Annotated in this window: 15 protein-coding genes and 2 riboswitches; of the genes, 3 read left to right on the top strand and 12 right to left on the bottom strand. The window is 70.0% G+C overall.

The features are described from left to right. Positions 1-213: 213 nt before the first annotated feature. From ACZ5UM_RS02045 to ACZ5UM_RS02095, 11 genes are all read right to left on the bottom strand, one after another. Positions 214-666, bottom strand: a complete 453-nt coding sequence (locus tag ACZ5UM_RS02045; RefSeq protein ID WP_464846710.1) for a DMT family transporter — start codon at positions 664-666, stop codon at positions 214-216. Positions 667-755: 89 nt separating this feature from the next. Then, positions 756-3,446: a glycine/sarcosine/betaine reductase complex component C subunit beta gene (gene grdC, locus ACZ5UM_RS02050; RefSeq protein ID WP_464846711.1), complete on the bottom strand. Its 2,691-nt coding sequence runs from the start codon at positions 3,444-3,446 to the stop codon at positions 756-758. A 176-nt stretch (positions 3,447-3,622) separates the two neighbouring features. Next, positions 3,623-4,912, bottom strand: coding sequence for a glycine reductase complex selenoprotein B (gene grdB, locus ACZ5UM_RS02055; protein ID WP_464846712.1), 1,290 nt, complete (start codon positions 4,910-4,912; stop codon positions 3,623-3,625). Between the two features lie 12 nt (positions 4,913-4,924). Then, positions 4,925-5,392, bottom strand: a complete 468-nt coding sequence (grdA, locus tag ACZ5UM_RS02060; RefSeq protein ID WP_464846714.1) for a glycine/sarcosine/betaine reductase complex selenoprotein A — start codon at positions 5,390-5,392, stop codon at positions 4,925-4,927. Between the two features lie 85 nt (positions 5,393-5,477). Next, entirely contained in the window at positions 5,478-6,764 is a 1,287-nt protein-coding gene (locus ACZ5UM_RS02065; RefSeq protein WP_464846716.1) for a glycine/sarcosine/betaine reductase component B subunit, read from the bottom strand. 14 nt (positions 6,765-6,778) lie between these two features. Beyond that, positions 6,779-7,099: a thioredoxin TrxA gene (trxA, locus tag ACZ5UM_RS02070; RefSeq protein ID WP_464846717.1), complete on the bottom strand. Its 321-nt coding sequence runs from the start codon at positions 7,097-7,099 to the stop codon at positions 6,779-6,781. Positions 7,100-7,114: 15 nt separating this feature from the next. Beyond that, positions 7,115-8,347, bottom strand: a complete 1,233-nt coding sequence (gene trxB, locus ACZ5UM_RS02075; RefSeq protein ID WP_464846718.1) for a thioredoxin-disulfide reductase — start codon at positions 8,345-8,347, stop codon at positions 7,115-7,117. A 61-nt stretch (positions 8,348-8,408) separates the two neighbouring features. Next, a riboswitch (glycine riboswitch) is annotated at positions 8,409-8,502 on the bottom strand. Between the two features lie 12 nt (positions 8,503-8,514). Next, a riboswitch (glycine riboswitch) is annotated at positions 8,515-8,621 on the bottom strand. A gap of 130 nt (positions 8,622-8,751) precedes the next feature. After that, positions 8,752-9,321 carry a hypothetical protein gene (locus tag ACZ5UM_RS02080; RefSeq protein ID WP_464846720.1) on the bottom strand — a complete coding sequence of 190 codons (570 nt, stop codon included), beginning with the start codon at positions 9,319-9,321 and terminating at the stop codon, positions 8,752-8,754. Positions 9,322-9,455: 134 nt separating this feature from the next. Next, the gene (locus ACZ5UM_RS02085; protein WP_464846722.1) at positions 9,456-10,661 is read right to left on the bottom strand and encodes an argininosuccinate synthase; all 1,206 of its coding nucleotides are present in this window, start codon (positions 10,659-10,661) and stop codon (positions 9,456-9,458) included. A 142-nt stretch (positions 10,662-10,803) separates the two neighbouring features. Beyond that, entirely contained in the window at positions 10,804-12,759 is a 1,956-nt protein-coding gene (locus ACZ5UM_RS02090) for a heavy metal translocating P-type ATPase (protein WP_464846723.1), read from the bottom strand. Positions 12,760-12,904: 145 nt separating this feature from the next. After that, positions 12,905-13,375 (bottom strand): Fur family transcriptional regulator, encoded by a 471-nt coding sequence (locus tag ACZ5UM_RS02095; protein ID WP_464846724.1) that lies wholly within the window; start codon positions 13,373-13,375, stop codon positions 12,905-12,907. Positions 13,376-13,547: 172 nt separating this feature from the next. Here ACZ5UM_RS02095 and ACZ5UM_RS02100 point away from each other — a divergent pair, with 172 nt between their 5' ends. The 3 genes from ACZ5UM_RS02100 to ACZ5UM_RS02110 all read left to right on the top strand — a co-directional run bounded on the left by ACZ5UM_RS02100 (position 13,548) and on the right by ACZ5UM_RS02110 (position 16,678). After that, positions 13,548-14,414, top strand: a complete 867-nt coding sequence (locus tag ACZ5UM_RS02100; protein ID WP_464846725.1) for a DinB family protein — start codon at positions 13,548-13,550, stop codon at positions 14,412-14,414. Between the two features lie 76 nt (positions 14,415-14,490). Next, the gene (locus ACZ5UM_RS02105) at positions 14,491-15,129 is read left to right on the top strand and encodes an NfeD family protein (RefSeq protein WP_464846726.1); all 639 of its coding nucleotides are present in this window, start codon (positions 14,491-14,493) and stop codon (positions 15,127-15,129) included. A 7-nt stretch (positions 15,130-15,136) separates the two neighbouring features. After that, the gene (locus tag ACZ5UM_RS02110; protein WP_464846727.1) at positions 15,137-16,678 is read left to right on the top strand and encodes a flotillin family protein; all 1,542 of its coding nucleotides are present in this window, start codon (positions 15,137-15,139) and stop codon (positions 16,676-16,678) included. 109 nt (positions 16,679-16,787) lie between these two features. Here ACZ5UM_RS02110 and ACZ5UM_RS02115 read toward each other — a convergent pair whose 3' ends face one another. Continuing rightward, positions 16,788-17,744: an alpha/beta hydrolase gene (locus ACZ5UM_RS02115; protein WP_464846728.1), complete on the bottom strand. Its 957-nt coding sequence runs from the start codon at positions 17,742-17,744 to the stop codon at positions 16,788-16,790. Positions 17,745-17,772 lie beyond the last annotated feature (28 nt).

Raw genomic sequence — 17,772 nt, forward strand, 5'->3', positions numbered from 1 at the left:
GCGATACAGCCGGGTTCTATGCCGTTGCCGTGAACGCGTATGGCCGGGCGGTCAGCCGGGTCCGGCCCCGATGCCGGACATTCGCAGGGCCCCACCCTGCCGGGGGCAGGGTGGGGCCCTCCGTTCCGTCACGGCCTCCGGCGTCGCTCTCCGTGGCGGGCGATGTGGCGACCGCTGCGGCCGCACGGCGCCTGTCCGCCGGCCCGCGTGACTTCAGCGCGTCAGCACCAGCTTCATGCCGCCGATGATGAGCAGCACGCCGACCACCTGGGGCCAGCGAATCGGGATCGGCCCAGCCGTGCCGAAGCCGATGGCGTCGATCACGAGGGCCGCGATCAGCTGCACGCCGGTGAGCAGGCTGAGGGTGGCGTTGGCGCCGAGGTTCCCCGTGCCCACGACCACGGCGGTCACCACCATGGCCCCGCACAGGCCTCCCAGGAAGCTCCACGGCGGCGCACCGGCAAGCCCCTGGCCCAGGCCGGCGAGCCCCTGCCCCCGCAGGGTGAACAGGGTCAGCACGAGCAGGGCCGTGCCGCCGACGATGAACGAGACCAGCGACGCCGGTATCGGACGGATGTGCTGGGCCAGGGTGGCGTTGACCGGGGCCTGAAGCGCCCCCGCCACGCCTCCCAGGAAGATGAGCAGCCAAATCAGCCACGAAGCCATCCCGCCGCCTCCTTCGCAGATCGGGGTTCAGAAAACCCCCGTGACCCTACTTGTGTTCGGCGGCGGCGGGAGAACTCCTCTGCCCGGCCCTATCCCAGGAACCCGGCTTCCTTCAGCGCTGCCCGGGCGGCCTCCAGGTCCTCGTCGGCGACGAGCACCACCGGGCCCGTGCAGCCCATGCCGGACCTGGCGTAGATGCCCCGGCGCCAGAGGCAGGCCACCGCCTCATCCAGTTCCAGGATCTCCACGCCCGGGATCTCCGCCGTCGCCACCTTCTCCGGCGGCGGCGCCACCTCTGCCGGCGCGCTGCGGCCGCCATCCGGTTCGCCGGCCATCAGCGCGGCCGGATCGGGCTTGGCCGCATCGGGCTGCCCGCCAGCGGCACCCATCCCCGGCGCACGGCCGGCCCGCCGCTCCGCCAGCAGCCGCTCCAGCCCGGCTTCCCGGGCCCGCGCGTACTCGTCCGCGACCACCCCGGGCAGCCCGCCCCGGGCCATGTCCGCCGCGTACCGGATCGCCCCGGCGATCACCGGCGCGCCGGACGCCCGGCTGATGATGTGCACGATCTGCTTCTGCTCCGGGCCGACGCCCGGGCCGTAGCCGTAGCCCGTCGCCTCGTAGCTGCCGCCGGTGGACTGCGCCGAGAGCAGCTTCATCAGCAGGTTGCCCGTCAGGCTGTCGGTCACCAGCACGTCGGGCTCGCCGGTGAGCACGTCGTTGCCCCGCATGAGGGCGCCGCCGTCCGCCCGGCCGGAAGCCGCCCACCGGAGCGGGTAGCCGCCCTGGCGCAGCGCCTCCAGGATCCGCTCCGCCTGGCGTGCCCCGTCCACGTTCAGGATGCCCACCGCAGGCTCCGGGATCCCCAGCGTCCGGGCGACGGCGATCCCGCCGATGGCCGAGCGCACCATCGCCTCCACCCGGTCGGCCGCCGCCGAGCCGGTGGTGCACGCGATCAGCATCTCCCGGCCGCGGGCGGGGGTGACGACCCGGCCCACCGTGGCGACGCCGATGGGGAACGCGTAGTGCAGCGTGACCGCCGCGGACAGCTCGCCCGAGGCCAGCATCCGCTCCATCGCCTGGTGCTCGTCGGCCATGCAGCCGTCGCCCGCCTCCACCCAGCGCACGAGGGTCTCGCGGGCGGGCCGGCCGATCACCACGACCTCGATGTCGGGCCACTGCCGCTGGGCCTGCTCGGCGCCGCGCAGCACCTCCTCCTCGCCCAGCTCGCTGCCGTGCAGCGTGATGCCCACCACCGGGCGGGCGGGCCGGGCGACCGCCGCACCGGCGCCTGCCCCGCCGGCCTCGGCGGCGAACGCCCCATCCCCGGCTTCATCGGCCGGACGGCCCGGGTTCCGCTCCAGCAGCACGGACACGCCGTCGAACAGGTTGGTCATGCGGCCCAGGAAGAGCGACCCCTTGCCGATGATCATCGCCCGCTGGATCTCGCCGGCGGCGATCGCGTCGCACGCCGGCCCGATGACCGGCACGCCGGAGGGGATGTGCCCCTGTGTCGGCGCAAACCCCGGCATGCCGTGGGCGGCGACGAAGGCGGGCAGGTCCGTCCGGGCGATCTCGCCCCGCTTGACCGCCAGCGCGGCGATCATCTTGTAGTTGGACTGGGGCACGTCGCCGGCCCCCGCGGGCTCGGTGAGCTCGGGGTTCTGCATCTCCACACCGTAGCGGTCCACGTCGGAGAGCTTCAGCCCGGCGCGCTCCAGCGGCTCTGTGACCAGCGCCTCCATCACCGCCTGGGGCGAGGAGCCGGAACCGATCCGGTGACGGCCCACCACGTCCAGCCGCACCCGGGGGCTCACGTAGTCGTCAGCCGACAGGTGGATCGCGAAGGTGCCGATGACGTCCTCCAGGACCGGCAGCCCCTTCGCCACATGGTCCCGGGAGTTGAGCCCCAGCTTGGCCGGCGTGCCGCCCGCCAGCACCACCACATGCCTGAAGACGCCGGACTTGATCAGGGCCGCCGCCTCGATGAGCGCGTGGGTCGGACCCGCGCAGAAGGAGCGGGTATCGGAGCCGGTGGCGTTCACACAGCCGGCCATCTCGCCGATGGCCTTGGCGAAGTTGCCGCCGCCCCGCTGGTTCATGTCGCCGCATGCCTCTTCGGAGCACTCAATGATATACTCAATCTCCTCCGGCCTTACGCCGGTCTTGGCGAACAGGTGCTTCAGCCCCAGCACGGCAGAGGCCTTGGTGACCAGGTTCTCCAGCATCACGTGGCTGGAGAGGGTCTCGTCGTGCTCGTGGGCCCGGCGGACGACCCCCACCAGGCGGTCGCCCAGGTAGAGCGGAGCCGCCTGCTCCTGCAGCAGCCGCTGCAGCTCGTCCAGGCCGGCGCCCGGTCCCAGGCGTGCGGCCTCGGCGGCCCACAGGGGATGTGCGGCCAGCCGCCCGGCCATCTCGGCGGCGAAGCCGGCCTCCAGCCGCACGAGGTCAAACGCGTCGACCAGCCTGAGGAGGGCCAGGAACTCCTCCTCCGGCATGATCTCGCCGTAGCGGGCCTCCCGCTCCGCCCCCTCCAGCGGATGCTGGTACCAGGGGCGGGGGATCCGGGCCAGGTCGTCGGGCCGGATGCGGCCCAGGTAGGCCTGGTTCGGCGGGTAGGCCACCGCGTCCTCGTAGCTGCGCAGGTGCTGGGGCAGCTTGGCGAGGTAGGGGCTGTCGGGGTGCAGCCGCCGCTCCATCGCCGGTGTGGTGCCGTAGTGCACCAGCAGGTTCGGGGCGTGGATCAGGCAGTAGGCGGTTCCCCGGATGACAGGCTCGGTCATGCGCATCACTCCTCTTCGGCGCGTGCCGGGGCGCAGCGCCGGGCGCGCTCGGGCGCCTGACCCCCGGGCTGCGGGGGAGAGATCCCTGACGCGGCGCGGACGGCGTGCTGCGCGGCCCAGGGAGGCTGCCCCCCGGCACGGAAGGGGCGCCGTGCACCACGACGCCCCCTCGGGTCTTACTCAAACACCGTCTGGCCGTCCACCGGGGTGGCGAGCGCATGCAGCGCCTTCATCACCAGCCGGCGGCGCAGGGCCCGCTCCTCATCCGGCGGCAGCGCCGGATTGCCCAGCGGGTGGGGGATGGCCACCGCCGGGACGATGCGGTTGGCGCCCACGGTCAGCGAAATCGGCACCACGGTGCAGACGTGAACGACGGGGATGCCGGCCCGCTCGATCTCCTTCACCATCGTTGCTCCGCAACGAGTACAGGTCCCTCAGGTGGAGGTGAGGATGACGGCATCCACCTCGTACTTCTTCAGGTCCTCGGCGATCGCCTGGGCGTAAGCCCGGGCGTTGGCCACCGAGGTGCCGTTGCCCACGGTGGCGTACCAGTAGTCGTGCAGCTTGCCGATGACGCCTTCCCGCTCCAGCTCCCGCATCACGTCCACGGGCAGCACCCGGTCCGCGTCGTCGTTCGCGTACGTGGGATCGTAACCGCCGTGGGCGGTCTGGTGCGTCTCGGCCGTGAGGTCGTCAACGTCCCCCAGGTAGTACTTGCCGTACTTGGAGGCCGAGGAGGATTCGATGTGATCGGGGTTGCCCTTCGGCACGATGCCGCCGGAGGTGACCAGGGCGATCGTCGCCTTGCTCAGGTCCCTGACCGGCGGGTTCGGGGGCACCCGGTCGAAGGAGGGCATGGGGTATTCGGTGGTGAAGGGCTCGCCCTTCAGCTTCCGCACCAGCATCTCCACCGCCCGTGCGGAGCCCCGCTCCGCCGCGAACGTGTTCACCCGCAGGCCCCGCTCCAGATACGTGCCCGGCTCGGGCTCCAGCCCCGCCGCCAGCCGCTTCACGACAGCGGCCATGGCCGGGATGGCCGTCCGCATGGAGGCCGCGGAGTTGCCGGTCTCCACGATCCAGGCGTAGCGGCGGTAGACCTCGACGCCGGGGTTTTCCTTGTACATGCCCGTGACCACGGGGATCCCGAGTTCCTTGCTGACCACCTCGGCCACGGCCCCACAGGCCATGCCGTAGCGGCCGGCGTTGAAGGCCGGGCCGGCGACCACCAGGTCGGGCTCTTGCTGCCGGATGAGCTCCAGCACAGTCGCCTTGGCCTCCTCCAGGTTCTCGTTGAACCAGGAGTCGCCGCAGATCACGGTGGCCACGATCTCCGCGGTGCCGCCCAGGGCCCCCTTCAGGGCCAGGCCGGGCCCCACCGGGCCGGGGCGCACCTCCGGCCTGTGGCCGGCGTGCTCCTCGCCGCCTATGCCCCCGAAGAACTGGTTCAGATAATGCACAATCCGCACATGTGACCCCCCTTACCAGGCGGCGTACTGCTCGCGGATCGACCGGACCTCCTGGACGATCGCGTCCACGTCGAGCACCATCTCCATCAGGGAGACCTGCTCCTCGTAGACGGCGGGATCGACCTGCTCCTTGATCTCGGGCTCGAAGATGTGGTAAGCCTTGAGTCCCAACTGGACTCCGGCCAGTGGACCGGCCCAGGCAGGGTCGCCGTTGCTGACCGTCTCCGCCGCCAGCCCCGAGGCCTCGGCCTCGGCGCCGCCCAGGATGACCACGAGGTCCTCCTTCGGATACTTCTCAGCCAGCTCCTTGACCCGGCGCTGGTTCTCCATGTCCATGGCCCCTGCGCTCGTTCAGACGAAGCACTCGGTGGAGGCGAAGACCACCTCGGCGCCGGCGCTGCGGATGCAGGCCTCCAGCGCGGGACCCGGGATGCCGTCCCGGTCGCCGAGGATGATCGCCTTCTTCCCTTTCAGCTGCATGCTCTCACTTCCTTTGCAGACAGTCGTGGCATCGCCGCCGGCCGCGCCTGCGCCCGTGCGGCGGAACACCTTGCATCGTGCGGCCCTAGATCGTGCGCGCGGACAGCCGGGAGAAGCCCAGCTCGTTGGTCGCGCCGGTGATCACCTGGATCTCGGCCTCGATGGACCCGTCGGGCCGGAGCGACCCGTCCCAGCCGCCGGCGATGACGTTCACCTGCTCGGGGTAGCCGATCACCTTCTCCATGGGCGGCAGGACGATCACGGCGTTGGCGTTGCCGGCCGTCACCACCGCGTCGGCGTGCGGCGTGGCGTCGGCCAGCGACTGCGACGCGCCGTCGCGGCCCGCGTACTCGTCGGTGATCAGCACCGTCTTGATGCCCTTCTCTTCCAGCTTCCGGCAGTTCATCATCAGGTCGGTGTCGGGGTTGCCGAACCCCTCCTCGCTGACGATCGCGCCGTCGGCCCCGAGCATCTGCACCAGCTTCGCGGTGTAGCTGGAGGACCGCTCCTTGTCCGCCAGGGTCACGTTCTCGTTGGTGATGACCACGCCGATGAAGTTCAGGTCCTTGCCGTGCCGGGCGTACAGGTCCTCGATCACCGGCGAGTTCTGGTGGTGGTACGTGGTGTTCTTGTCGCAGGCGGACACGCAGTTGCCGCTGACGATCGCGCCGTCGAAGACCTCGGTCGGGGAGATCAGCGTCGGCAGGATCCGCTTGGCATCCACGCCGTAGACGTAGGTGTCGTGCAGGAGTCCCTGGGACTGGAGCATGTAGACGTAGACCACCTTCGGCAGGCCCGGGTAGCGGGCGACCGCCTCCGGCAGCGGCAGGTGCTCGTAGGTGACGATCTCGTCCGGCTCCACGCTGCGCCCCGCCTCGCCCAGGTAGGCGGCGGCCTTCAGCCCGGCCAGGCGCAGCGCCGCCTCATGCTCGTGCTGGGTCAGCCCCTCCCGGGGGGTGCAGTGCACCGTCAGGTTGATGAGCTGCGAAAACGGCGTGTACTCCGCCCCCGGCCCCGACATGTCGATCAGCCCCTCCTGGAAGCCGACGATCTTGCCGGTGGTGACCACCGCGCAGCCCTTGAGCACGTGGGTCCGGCCCTCGCCCACGGTTTCCACCTTGCCGATGAAACCGGGGAAGACCCCGCCCGGGCCCGAGACCTTGACCCGCGGCTCGATGACGTCCTTGACCGGGATAATCCGCACCGATTCACCGGGGCGGGCGATATCCAGCTCCACGGCCGTGAGGCGTTCGTCTTCCAGCAGCAGGCTCACGAGCTCCTCCCGATTGACCGTGAGGACGCCGTCCTCCACCCGGGTGGCGCCGCCGAACTGTACATCGCGAATGAAGATGCGGCCCAACTCCAGCCTCATCGCTACTGACCTCCTCACACCAGCCGCTTCAGCTCTGCTTCGATGGCCTCCACCGTGCAGTCCTCGGGGCCGGCCAGCTCCGCCACCTTCTGCCCGTCGCGGAAGAAGAGGAAGGTCGGCAGCCCCAGCACCCGCTGGCTGATCGCCAGCCGCCGGTTCTCCAGCACATTCACCTTGACGAACTTGACCCGGTCGCCGTAGATCTCGGCCAGCCGCTCCACCTCCGGCAGAAGCTCCATGCACGGATCGCACTTGGGGCTCCACCAGTCGACCGCCACCGGCCCGGAAGCCTGCAGCACCTCCTGCTCGAAGTTGTCCTTGTTGACCTCCAGCATGCTTCGTTCACCTCCTCAGATCCTGGCAGGGATATGTCCGACCACCCAGTCTTCCAGGTGGTTGAAATCCTCCGTCAGCGTGGCCAGGGGGATGCCCTTGTGGAAGATGCGCACCGCGGGCACGTCGAATACGCCCAGACGGGCCGCCGCGCGCGACGACTTGTAGCAGTCGATGCGGGCCAGCCGCACCTGTCCGCCCAGCCGGCCGACGACGCGCTCGGCCTCCTGCAGCACCTGCAGCGACAGGGGGTTGGCCGGGCTCCAGAAGACCGCCACCACGGGCTCCTCGGGGGAGAGGATCTCCCGGTGGACCTGCTCCTCCTCCGCCAGGAACTTCTCAGCCGCGCAGGCGGCGATGGCGCCGTCGGCTGCAGCCGTGACGATCTGCCGGAGCCACTTGCGGCGAGCGTCGCCGGCGGCGAAGACGCCGGGTACGCTCGTCTCCATCGTGTCCGGGTCGGCGATGATGTACCCGCGGCTGTCCAGGTCGACCCCGGTGCCCCGGAGGAAGTCGGTCCGCGGGGTGGTGCCCACGAAGATGAACACGCCGTCGCAGGGCAGCTCCGTCCGCTCCCCGGTGCCCAGGTGGCGCAGCGCGACCTTCTCAACGTGCCCCTCGCCGATGATCTCCTCGACCACGGTCTGCCAGATCACCTTGATCTTGGGCGTGGCGAAGAGCCGCTCCTGGCTGGCCTTGTTGGCGTCCATGATGCCCTCGGGATGGATGCAGATGAGGGTCACGCTGTTGGCGAAGCGGGTGAGGTAGATGGCCTCCTCCACGGCAGCGTCACCGTTGCCCACCACCACCACGTCCAGGTCGGTGAAGAAATCGGCGTCGCACGTGGCGCAGTACGAGACGCCCTTGCCGCGGAACTTGCCCTCGCCCTTGACGCCCAGCATGCGGGGCTCGGCGCCGGGGCAGAGGATGACCGCCCGGGCCTCGTACGTCTCGCCCTTCTTGGTGCGGATGGTCTTAATGGGGCCCTCCAGCTCCACCGAGCAGACGTCGCCGCGGACAATCCTGGCGCCCAGGGACTCCGCGTGCTCGCGGAACTGGGTCATCAGCCCGGGTCCGGTGGTGCGGCCGGCGCCGGGGTAGTTCTCGACCTCCTCGGTCGATGCCGCCTGGCCGCCTGGCCGTCCCTTTTCGATGAGCAGGGTGGACATCCGGGCGCGCGCGCCGTAAACCGCAGCCGCCAGCCCTGCCGGGCCGCCGCCGATGATGACGAGATCGTAGCGCTCAGCCATGGGTACCCCTCCCGAGAACGATGTTGGCGCCGCTTGTGAAAAAAGGAACGGCCAGTGAGCTGGTCGTTCCTCTGTCTCCTCGACCTGAGAGTTTGGCCGTGCGGGAGGCCTTGCTCCTTCGGTGCCGCGCAGGGCGGCTCTCCAGAGGGTGGGGGGCGCATCGCTCGCGCCGGGCGACGGTCCTGGTGCCTGAGAGTTTCACGGGGAGTCCGACCGAATCCCCGCTTGCTCCTTCGGCGCTTCCCACAAGGGAAGACTCTCCCGCCGCTGGCCCCGTTATTCACTTTCAGTTGTCTACATTCAGGTTATCCGTAAGAAAAATGTCGGTCAATTGCCCAGTATGTCCCATTTGCATGATCTCATTTGGTATGGTCTGTTCGTCGGAAGCCCATGACACACATAGGCTACACGGGCCCGCGGCGCCTCGGGCGCGGATCGAAGCCGAGCCCGTCCAGCACCAGGAACATCACGCCGGTGAACAGGAAGAGCCACCGGAACTGCTTGGGCAGGTGGAGCCACCGGGGCAGCAGGCTCAGGAAGCCCAGCGGCACCGAGAAGCGGAAGAGGGCGGAGGCCAGCGCGGGGAGGAAAGGCCGGCCGGAAATGCGGAGGGCGAGCGCCGCCGCCGGCACCACCAGCGGCGAGAGGCCGCCCAGGATCCAGATGGGGTCGAAGGTGTCCAGCAGCCGTCCGGCCCGGAGCACCTGCGGGATGATGATCATGAGGGCCACCATGGAGATGTGCGCCCAGGAGACGACGGCAAACCCGGCGCCGACGATGAACTGCACGCCGGGCTTCACCTCCGGCTCCAGCAGGATGGCCATCTGCAGGAAGGCCCAGGCCAGCAGGGCCGCCACCAGCCCGCCGCCGAAGTAGGGGAGGTGGTAGGGGTAGCGCAGGGTGTAGACCGGCGCCACATAGGCCGCCAGCGCGCAGAGCACGGTGAGCACGAGCCTGTAGTAGACGCGGGCCACCGGACCTCCCCCCTCTCACCGTCGCGACCGTCCATCGTTTTCCAGTTCGTTCCCGCTCCGCGCTTTCCTGCCCGGCCGCGCGGAGACGCCGCCCCCGGAGGGGCGGCGCACACCAGCACGTCTCTTTATGTCTCTCAGGCGTTCTCCTTCTGAACAGCGGCGAAGACCCGGGTGGGCAGACCGAAGATGTCGATGAAGCCCTTCGCCGCCTGGTGGTCGAACTTGTCGGCCTTGTCGTAGGTGGCGAGATCGTAAGAGTACAGGGTGTAGGGCGAGGTGCGGCCCACGCAGAAGGCCGAGCCCTTGAAGAGCTTCACCCGCACCTTGCCGGTCACGGTCTCCTGCGACTTCTGGATAAAGGCGTCCAGGGCCTCCTTCAGCGGGTGGAACCAGAGGCCGAAGTAGACCAGCTCGGCGTACTTCTGCTCCAGCCCCAGCTTGAAGTGGTGCAGCTCCCGGGGCAGGGTGATGGTCTCCAGCTCCTTGTGCGCCAGGGTGAGCACCGCCGCCGCCGGCATCTCGTAGACCTCCCGGGACTTGATGCCCACCAGCCGGTTCTCCACGTGGTCGATGCGGCCCACGCCGTGCCGGCCGGCGATGGTGTGAAGCCGCTCGATCAGCGTCACCAGGTCCAGCGCCTCGCCGTTCAGCGACACCGGCACGCCCTGCTCGAAGCCGATCTCCACGTACTCGGGCTCATCGGGCGCGTCCTTGGGGTTGACGGTCCACTCGAAAGCCTCCTCGGGCGGCTCCACCCACGGATCTTCCAGCACGCCCGCCTCGCAGGAGCGGCCCCACAGGTTCACGTCGATGGAGAAGGGGTTCTCCCGGCCGACGGGGATGGGAATGCCGTGCTTCTGGGCGTAGTCGATCTCCTCCTCCCGGCTCCAGCCCCACTCCCGCACCGGCGCGATCACCTGCAGGTTCGGATTGAGGGCGGCCACGGAGACGTCGAACCGCACCTGGTCGTTGCCCTTGCCTGTGCAGCCGTGGGCGACCAGCTCCGCCCCCTCCTCCTCGGCGACCTGCACCAGCAGCTTGGAGATCAGCGGCCTGGACAGCGCCGCGGAGAGGTAGTACTTGGACTCGTAGCAGGCGTTGGCCTGCAGCGTCGGCAGGATGAAGTCGTAGGCGAACTCCTTCTTGGCGTCGTGGACCACGCACTTCACGGCCCCGATGGAGAGCGCCTTCTGCCGGATGAACTCCAGATCCTTGTCGTTGGCGCCCACATCCACCGTGAGCGCCACGACGTCGGCGTCGTAGTTCTCCTTGATCCAGTGGATCGCCACCGAAGTATCCAGCCCGCCTGAATAAGCCAGTACGCACTTCTTCTTCGCCATTGGTCGGCGCCTCCTCGTCTTCGCCCGCTTCCCCCGGGTTCTCTTGGTGCATGATTATACCCGTATGTGAATAAGTATGCAATAGGGGGAGAAAGGATTTCGGGAGGCGCCGCGTGCGGCAGCGCCTCCCGTCTCCTGCACCTCAGTATTGGTACCCCCGGGCGGGCGTCTGCAGCCCCCGCACCGGCGCCGGGACGGCCCCGCGGCGGCCGGCCAGGAGCAGCCGCAGGCCGTTCACCGCCACCAGAATCGTGGAGCCCTCGTGCCCCACCACCGCCAGCGGAAGGGTGAGGCCGCCCATGAGGCTCAGCGTCACCAGCACGGCGATGACGCCGACGGCGAAGACCAGGTTCTGGGCGACCACCTTCCGGGCCAGGCGGCCCAGCCGGAAGACGTCCGTCAGCCGCGCGAGGTCGTCGGACATCAGCACCACGTCGGCGCTCTCCAGCGCCGCGTCGTTCCCGGCGCCGCCCATGGCGATGCCCAGGGCGGCCCGCGCCAGAGCCGGGGCATCGTTGATGCCGTCGCCCACCATCGCCACCGGGCCGTACGCGCGCTCCAGCTCCTCGATCGCCCTCAGCTTGTCGGCGGGCAGCAGGTTCGCCCGGTACGCGTCCACGCCGGCTTCCGCCGCCACCGCGGCCGCCACCCGCTCGTTGTCGCCGGTCAGCATGACGACCCGCTCCACGCCCTGCGCCCGCAGGGCCGCGATGACCGCCCGGGCCTGGGGCCGGATCCGGTCGGCGATGCCCAGCACGCCCAGCGGCCGGCCGTCGGCCATGACCAGCACGGCGGTCTCGCCCTGCGCCTCCACCTCCGCCGCCAGCCGGTCCAGCCAGCCGTCCCCGCTCCCGTCCATCAGCCGCCGGCTGCCCACCAGGACCCGACGGCCCTCCACCCGGGCGGAGACGCCCAGTCCCGGCCGTTCCTCCACCTGCTCGGGCTGCGGCAGATCGCCCAGCCGCCGCCGGGCCGCGGCGACGATGGCCTGCCCCAGCGGGTGGCCCGAGTGTAGCTCGGCCGCCGCCGCCAGGCGGAGCAGCTCCGCCTCCGGCACCCCGGCGGCCGGGATGACCGAGGTGAGCTCCGGCCGGCCTTCGGTCAGGGTGCCGGTCTTGTCGAAGGCGACGACCCGGACGGCCCCGGCCCGCTCCAGGTGGATGCCCCCCTTGAACAGGACGCCCTTCCGGGCGCCGGCGGCGATGCCGGAGAGCAGGGCCGCCGGCGTGGCGATCACCAGCGCGCACGGGGACATGACCACCAGCAGCTGCATCGCCAGGTAGAAGCTGTCGGACCAGGCCCATCCCGCCGCGATCGGCGGCAGCGTCCACGTCAGCAGGGCCACCGCCACGACGACCAGGGTATAGTAGCGGTCGATCCAGTCGACGGCGCGCTGCGCGCGCGCCTTGTGCTCCTGCGCCTCCTCCACCAGCCGGATCACCCGGGCCAGGGTGGAGTCGGTCGCGGGCTTCGTCACCCGGACCAGCAGGGTGCCCGTCGTGTTCACGCTCCCCGCGTACACCGGGGAACCGGGCTCCTTGGCGACGGGGACCGACTCCCCCGTGATAGCCGCCTGGTCGACGGCGGAGCGCCCGTCCACCACCACCCCGTCCACGCCGAGCCGCTCCGCCGGCCGCACGACCACGAGGTCGCCCACCCGCACCTGCTCCAGGGGTACCGGCCGTTCGCCGCCGTCGGGCGTACGCACCAGGGCCTCGTCCGGGCGCAGCGTGATCAGGGCCTCAATCGCCCGCCGGGTGCGGCCCGAGGCGTACTCCTCCAGCGCGTTGGAGAGGGCGAAGAGGAAGATCAGCACGGCGCCCTCGCTCCAGCGGCCCAGGACCGCGGCGCCCGCTGCGCCCAGCACCATCAGCATGTCGATGTTCAGGCTGCCCTGCCGCAGCGCGGCCAGCCCGTCCCGGACCCGCAGGTAGCCGCCGAAGACGTATGCGGCCGCATAGGCCGCGGCCGCCCAGTTCGCCAGGCCCGGTGCCAGCCACTCCCACATCCACCCGAGCGCAAGGAAGACACCGCTGAGCACGGTCGCCCGCACCAGCGGCCGCAGCTCTTCGTCCATCAGGGCCAAACCCGCCTGCACACCGAGCCACCTCCTGTTTAGAACGATTCTAATCTAGAACCATTCTAACTTAGGACGGGCAGGCGCGCAAGGGGGATCCGCGGCCCGGACAGAAAAAACGCCGCGGCCTCAGCCGCGGCGAGAGAACGCGGGATTCGGGATCGAATCAGTCGGCGACGCCGTCCCGGGCACAGTCGGGGCAGATGCCGTAGTACAGCATTTGGGCGCCGACCAGCTGGAAGCCGGTCTCCGCCTCGACCACTTCCTCGAGCCCGGTGGAGATGTGGTGCAGGTCGAGCACCTGCTTGCAGCGGATGCAGACGACGTTGACGTGTGTATCGACGTCCAGCTCGTAATGGACGGCGCCGGCCGCGTCGGGGCCCAGCTCATACAGCAGCCCCCGCTCCTTCAGAACGGCCAGGGTGTTGTACACCGTGGCGAGGCTGACGCCGGGGTGGTGCTTGCGGGCCTCCTCGAAAATCTCCTGCACGGTCGGATGCTTCTTTCCCGCCATGCCGGCCAGGGCAGTGCAGATGGCGGTACGCTGCGCCGTCAGCTTCAGTCCCGCGGCGCGCAGGCCCGCCGTGAACGGATCTTCGTGACGCTCCTCAGCAACCGGCTGCCCGCTCAGGGTCATGGCGTTCACCTCCCGGCAGTCAGAATCATTCCAGGTAACAGTATATCAGATCAGGTGTTACTGCAATAGCCTTTTGGCCAAAACCGCTCGCATCCAGTTTGCCTCATATCGGCCGGATCTATGGCAGGACTTGCGCCGCCGCGGGAGAAGCGATCATCGAGGTGATGCTGCCGTGTCCAAGACGCAAGTCCGGCCGCCCCAGGCCCTGCTGCGCGTGCAGGATCTGGCGCGCGCCGCCGCCTTTTACGACCGGCTCCCCGGGTTCCGCGCCGCGGAGGCCGGACCCCATACGGCGCGGGTCACCGCGCCGGAGGGCGAGACGTTGATCCTGCAGCGCGCCGGAACGGAGCCGCCCCCTTCGCTCGCCGCGCCGGCGGCCGGCCCCGGGGCGTGGGTGTACCTGCACCGCCGGGACCTGCCCGAACTGGCAGAGCGGCTGCGGAGCGCGGGCTTCCTCCCGGAGGGGCCAGCCGTGACCTATCCCGGCTACCGGCAGATGCTGCTGCCCGACCCCGAGGGTTACGTGCTCGCGTTCTGGGAGGAGCTTCCCGTCACCGACGCCGAGATCCTGGACCTGTACCGGTCCGGTCCCGCCCGCCTGGCCGAAGCCGTCGCGCGCCTGGGCGAGGAGGGGCTGGAGGCGGCGCGGGCCCCGGGCAAGTGGACGGCGCGCCAGATCGTCCACCACATCGTCGACGCCGACGCCGAAACCTTCCACATCCTGCGCATCGCCCTGGCGCTGCCGGGGACGCGCATCGCCCCCACCATCTGGGACAACGACGAGTGGATGCGGGGGCTGGCCGGCGACCGGCGGGCGGTGGAGCCGGCGATCGCGCTGTTCGCCGCCGCCCGGGCCTGGGTGCTGGAGGCTCTGTCCCACCTGCCGGACGGCCTGGAGCACACCGTCGTCTGGCCCAGCGGCTACACGGCCCGCGTGCGCGACCTGCTCCGGCAGCAGGGGGGCCACGCGGTGCACCACATCCTGCAGCTCGAGGAAATCGCGCAGCGCCTGCGCAAATCGTCCCACGGGCGTCTCTGAAATCAGAACCAAACGCGGCCCGCGGTGGGTCATATAGGCGGAGCCCGCATCCGGCGCCGCGAGGAGGTGTGCCCGCATGACATCGCTATTCCTCTATACCTTTTATGTCGGCTTCGGGCTGACGCTGGTTTCGGTCATCCTCGGCTTCATCGACCTGGGGGGCGACGCCGGCGACCTCTCCCACGGCGGCGATCTGTCGCACGGGGGGGACCTGAGCATCGACCTGGGCGGCGACGCGGGCGCCGACCTGACCGCAGCCCACGACGGGTCCATCGGCAAGGCGACGGCGCTCTCGCCCATCAACTTCCAGACGCTGGTGGCCGCGCTCATGGGCTTCGGCGGCATTGGCTACCTGACCGCCGCCTACGGCCCCCCGTTCGCTCTTGTGGCCCTGGCCGGGGCGCTGGGCGGCGCCTTCGCCACCGGCTGGCTGGTCTACCGGTTCCAGCGCTTCCTGATCCGCGGCGAGCGGCCGCTTCCGCCCACCCGCTACACGGGCATCGTCGGGCGGCTCACCGTGCCCATCCGGGAAGGGGGCACCGGCGAGGTGGTCTACACGATGCACCAGACCCGCACCGTGTCCGCGGCGCGGTCGGTGGACGGGCGCCCGATCCCGAAGGGCGAGGAGGTCGTCATCCTTCGCTACGAGCGGGGCATCGCGTACGTCCAGCCGTGGCGTGAGCTCATGAACGAAGAACACAGCAAGGGGGTTTGAGACACGGATGGGACCGCTGATCTATGCAGGCCTCACGGTACTGGGCATCCTGCTCCTGCTGGGCCTCCTGGCCTCCATGTACCGCAAGGTTCCGCCCAACCGCGCACTCATCGTCTACGGTTTCGGCGGGCCGCGGGTCACCAAGGGCGGCGGCCTGGTGGTCTGGCCGCTGATCCAGTCGGCGCAGGAGCTCTCGCTGGAGCTCATGTCCTTTGACGTCGTTCCGCAGCAGGACTTCTACACCGTGCAGGGCGTCTCCGTCACCGTGGAGGCGGTGGCCCAGATCAAGGTCAAGTCGGACACCGAGTCCATCCTGACCGCGGCCGAGCAGTTCCTCTCCAAGTCGACCAAGGAGCAGCACGAGATCCTGAAGCTGGTCATGGAGGGCCACCTGCGGGGCATCATCGGCCAGCTCACCGTGGAGCAGATCGTGAAGGAGCCGGAGATGGTGGCTGACCGCATGCGGGCCAACGTCGCCGACGACATGAACAAGATGGGCCTGGAGGTCATCTCCTTCACGGTCAAGGAGATCAAGGACAAGAACGACTACATCAACAACATGGGCCGGCCGGACACCGAGCGCATCAAGCGGGCCGCCGAGATCGCCGCCGCCGAGGCCCTGCGCGACACCGAGATCAAGCGGGCTGAGGCCATGCGCGAGGCCGCCATCGCCAAGGCGCAGGCCGAGCAGGAGACGGTGCTGGCCCAGTCCGCCTCGCTGGCCAAGCAGGCTGAGGCGCAGCGGGACCTCAACCTGAAGAAGGCGGCCTTCGAGGCCGAGGTCAAGCGGGCGCAGGCCCAGGCCGACAAGGCCTACGACATTGAGGCCAACATCATCCAGCAGAAGGTCGTCGCGGAGCAGGTCCGCGTGCAGCAGGTGGAGCGCCAGGAGCAGGTGAAGGTCCAGGAGGCCGAAATCCTGCGGCGTGAGAAGGAACTGATCGCGACCGTGCTGAAGGCCGCCGAGATCGAGCGGCAGAAGCAGGAGGCCCTGGCTGCGGCCCAGGCCCGCAAGCTGGAGATCGAGGCCGAAGGCCAGGCCAAGGCCATCCGGCTGTCCGGTGAGGCCGAGGCCGACGTGGTCCGGCAGAAGGGTCTGGCGGAGGCCGAGGTCATCATGGCGAAGGGCCGGGCGGAGGCCGAGGCCATGCGGATCAAGGCCGAGGCGTACAAGGAGTACGGGCAGGCCGCCATCCTCGACAAGCTCCTGCCGGTGCTGCCCGAGCTCATGCGGGCCGCCGCCGAGCCGCTGTCCCGCATCGACAAGGTCACCATCCTCTCCCAGGGCCAGGGGGCCGAGGTGGGCGTCAACAAGTTCATGGCTGACGTCGCCAAGCTGGTCGCCACCGCCCCCACCGTGCTGGAGGGGCTGACCGGCCTCTCGATCCAGGACCTGATGAGCAAGATCCCCGGGCTGGACGCCAAGGTCAAGGAGATCGAGGCCGAGATCAGGGAGCCGGCGCCTGAAGGCGAGCCGGTCCCGGTGGCTGCAGCGGCGGAGCCGCAGACGGAGGCGGCGTCTGAGCCGGATCCGGAATCGGAGGCGTAGATCACGTATGAAGGGTACGAGGGGACCTGCGGACAGGCCGCAGGTCCCCTCGTGTGACTTGCCGGCGGCCGCCGGCCCGGTGTGCGCCCCGCCCTGGCCTGCGCCGCCGCTATTCACCACCCCAGTGCCGCTCCAGGAAGCCGAGTATGGTCGCCGCGTAGTCGGCGTTGCGCTCAGGATGTTCGTAGTCGTCGATGATGAGGTGACGGTCGCCCTCGATCACCCAGGTCTCCACATGCCCGGGGGCGCGGGCGACCAGCCGCTCGAAGCTGGCGAAGGGCACCTGTGAGTCGCCGCGGGAGTGGATGAGGAGCGCCGGGCGGTCGCCCAGCCTGGCGATCTGCCGGGCAGGCGTGATGCCCGCGTTCGTCGGGCCGAACCGGAGCGCCGTGTAGGCGGCGACGAAGGGTTTCTCCGCCGCGGCCAGCCAGGCAGGGGCCCCCTGCAGGGCCATGTTGTCGGCAAACACGTCCGGCCAGGAGGAGAAGGCCGACAGGCTGATGACCCCGGCGATCTCGGGGATCTGGCCCGCGGCGTTGATGGCGGTGGCGCCGCCCATGGAGAGGCCGTAGACGACAATGGGCACGCCTTCATAGGCGCTGCTGGCGCGCAGGTAGTCCACGGCCGCCCGGACGTCGAGGTGCTCCCGGTAACCGAGGCAGATCAGGTCGCCCTCGCTCTCGCCGTGCGCCCGCATCTCGAGCAGCAGGGAGGCGTAGCCGTGACCGGCCAGCCACCGGGCGTGGCCGAAGAAGGCGGTCACCGATGGATTCTGGATGCCGGAGAGGAAGATGATCACGGCCTTCGGGTCGGGCAGCCGTACCTCGTGGGCCGCGAGCCGCAGCCCGTCGACCGTGGTGAGGTTGACCCGCTCGGCTGCGAGGCCGAAGTCCTCCGCGCGCCAGGTCTGCCGGAAGTCCACGTGCGTATCGATCATCGGGCCGGTGATGAGCGGGGGAATCGCTGCGAGCCCCGCCAGGACCAGTACGACCAGGAGCAACCCCGCGATCCGCAGCGCCCGCCGGACCCTGCTCTGCCTTCTGCTCATGTGCGGCCTTGCGAGCACCTCGCCACCTCCTTGCCGTTACGGATTT

This window comes from Symbiobacterium ostreiconchae (assembly GCF_055396975.1).

What these genes read in the sequence shown, in the direction of transcription:
- ACZ5UM_RS02045 (WP_464846710.1), bottom strand. Translation starts at nt 666, where the DNA reads ATGGCTTCGTGGCTGATTTGGCTGCTCATCTTCCTGGGAGGCGTGGCG.
- grdC (WP_464846711.1), bottom strand. Translation starts at nt 3,446, where the DNA reads ATGACCGAGCCTGTCATCCGGGGAACCGCCTACTGCCTGATCCACGCC.
- ACZ5UM_RS02065 (WP_464846716.1), bottom strand. Translation starts at nt 6,764, where the DNA reads ATGAGGCTGGAGTTGGGCCGCATCTTCATTCGCGATGTACAGTTCGGC.
- trxA (WP_464846717.1), bottom strand. Translation starts at nt 7,099, where the DNA reads ATGCTGGAGGTCAACAAGGACAACTTCGAGCAGGAGGTGCTGCAGGCT.
- trxB (WP_464846718.1), bottom strand. Translation starts at nt 8,347, where the DNA reads ATGGCTGAGCGCTACGATCTCGTCATCATCGGCGGCGGCCCGGCAGGG.
- ACZ5UM_RS02085 (WP_464846722.1), bottom strand. Translation starts at nt 10,661, where the DNA reads ATGGCGAAGAAGAAGTGCGTACTGGCTTATTCAGGCGGGCTGGATACT.
- ACZ5UM_RS02095 (WP_464846724.1), bottom strand. Translation starts at nt 13,375, where the DNA reads ATGACCCTGAGCGGGCAGCCGGTTGCTGAGGAGCGTCACGAAGATCCG.
- ACZ5UM_RS02105 (WP_464846726.1), top strand. Translation starts at nt 14,491, where the DNA reads ATGACATCGCTATTCCTCTATACCTTTTATGTCGGCTTCGGGCTGACG.
- ACZ5UM_RS02110 (WP_464846727.1), top strand. Translation starts at nt 15,137, where the DNA reads ATGGGACCGCTGATCTATGCAGGCCTCACGGTACTGGGCATCCTGCTC.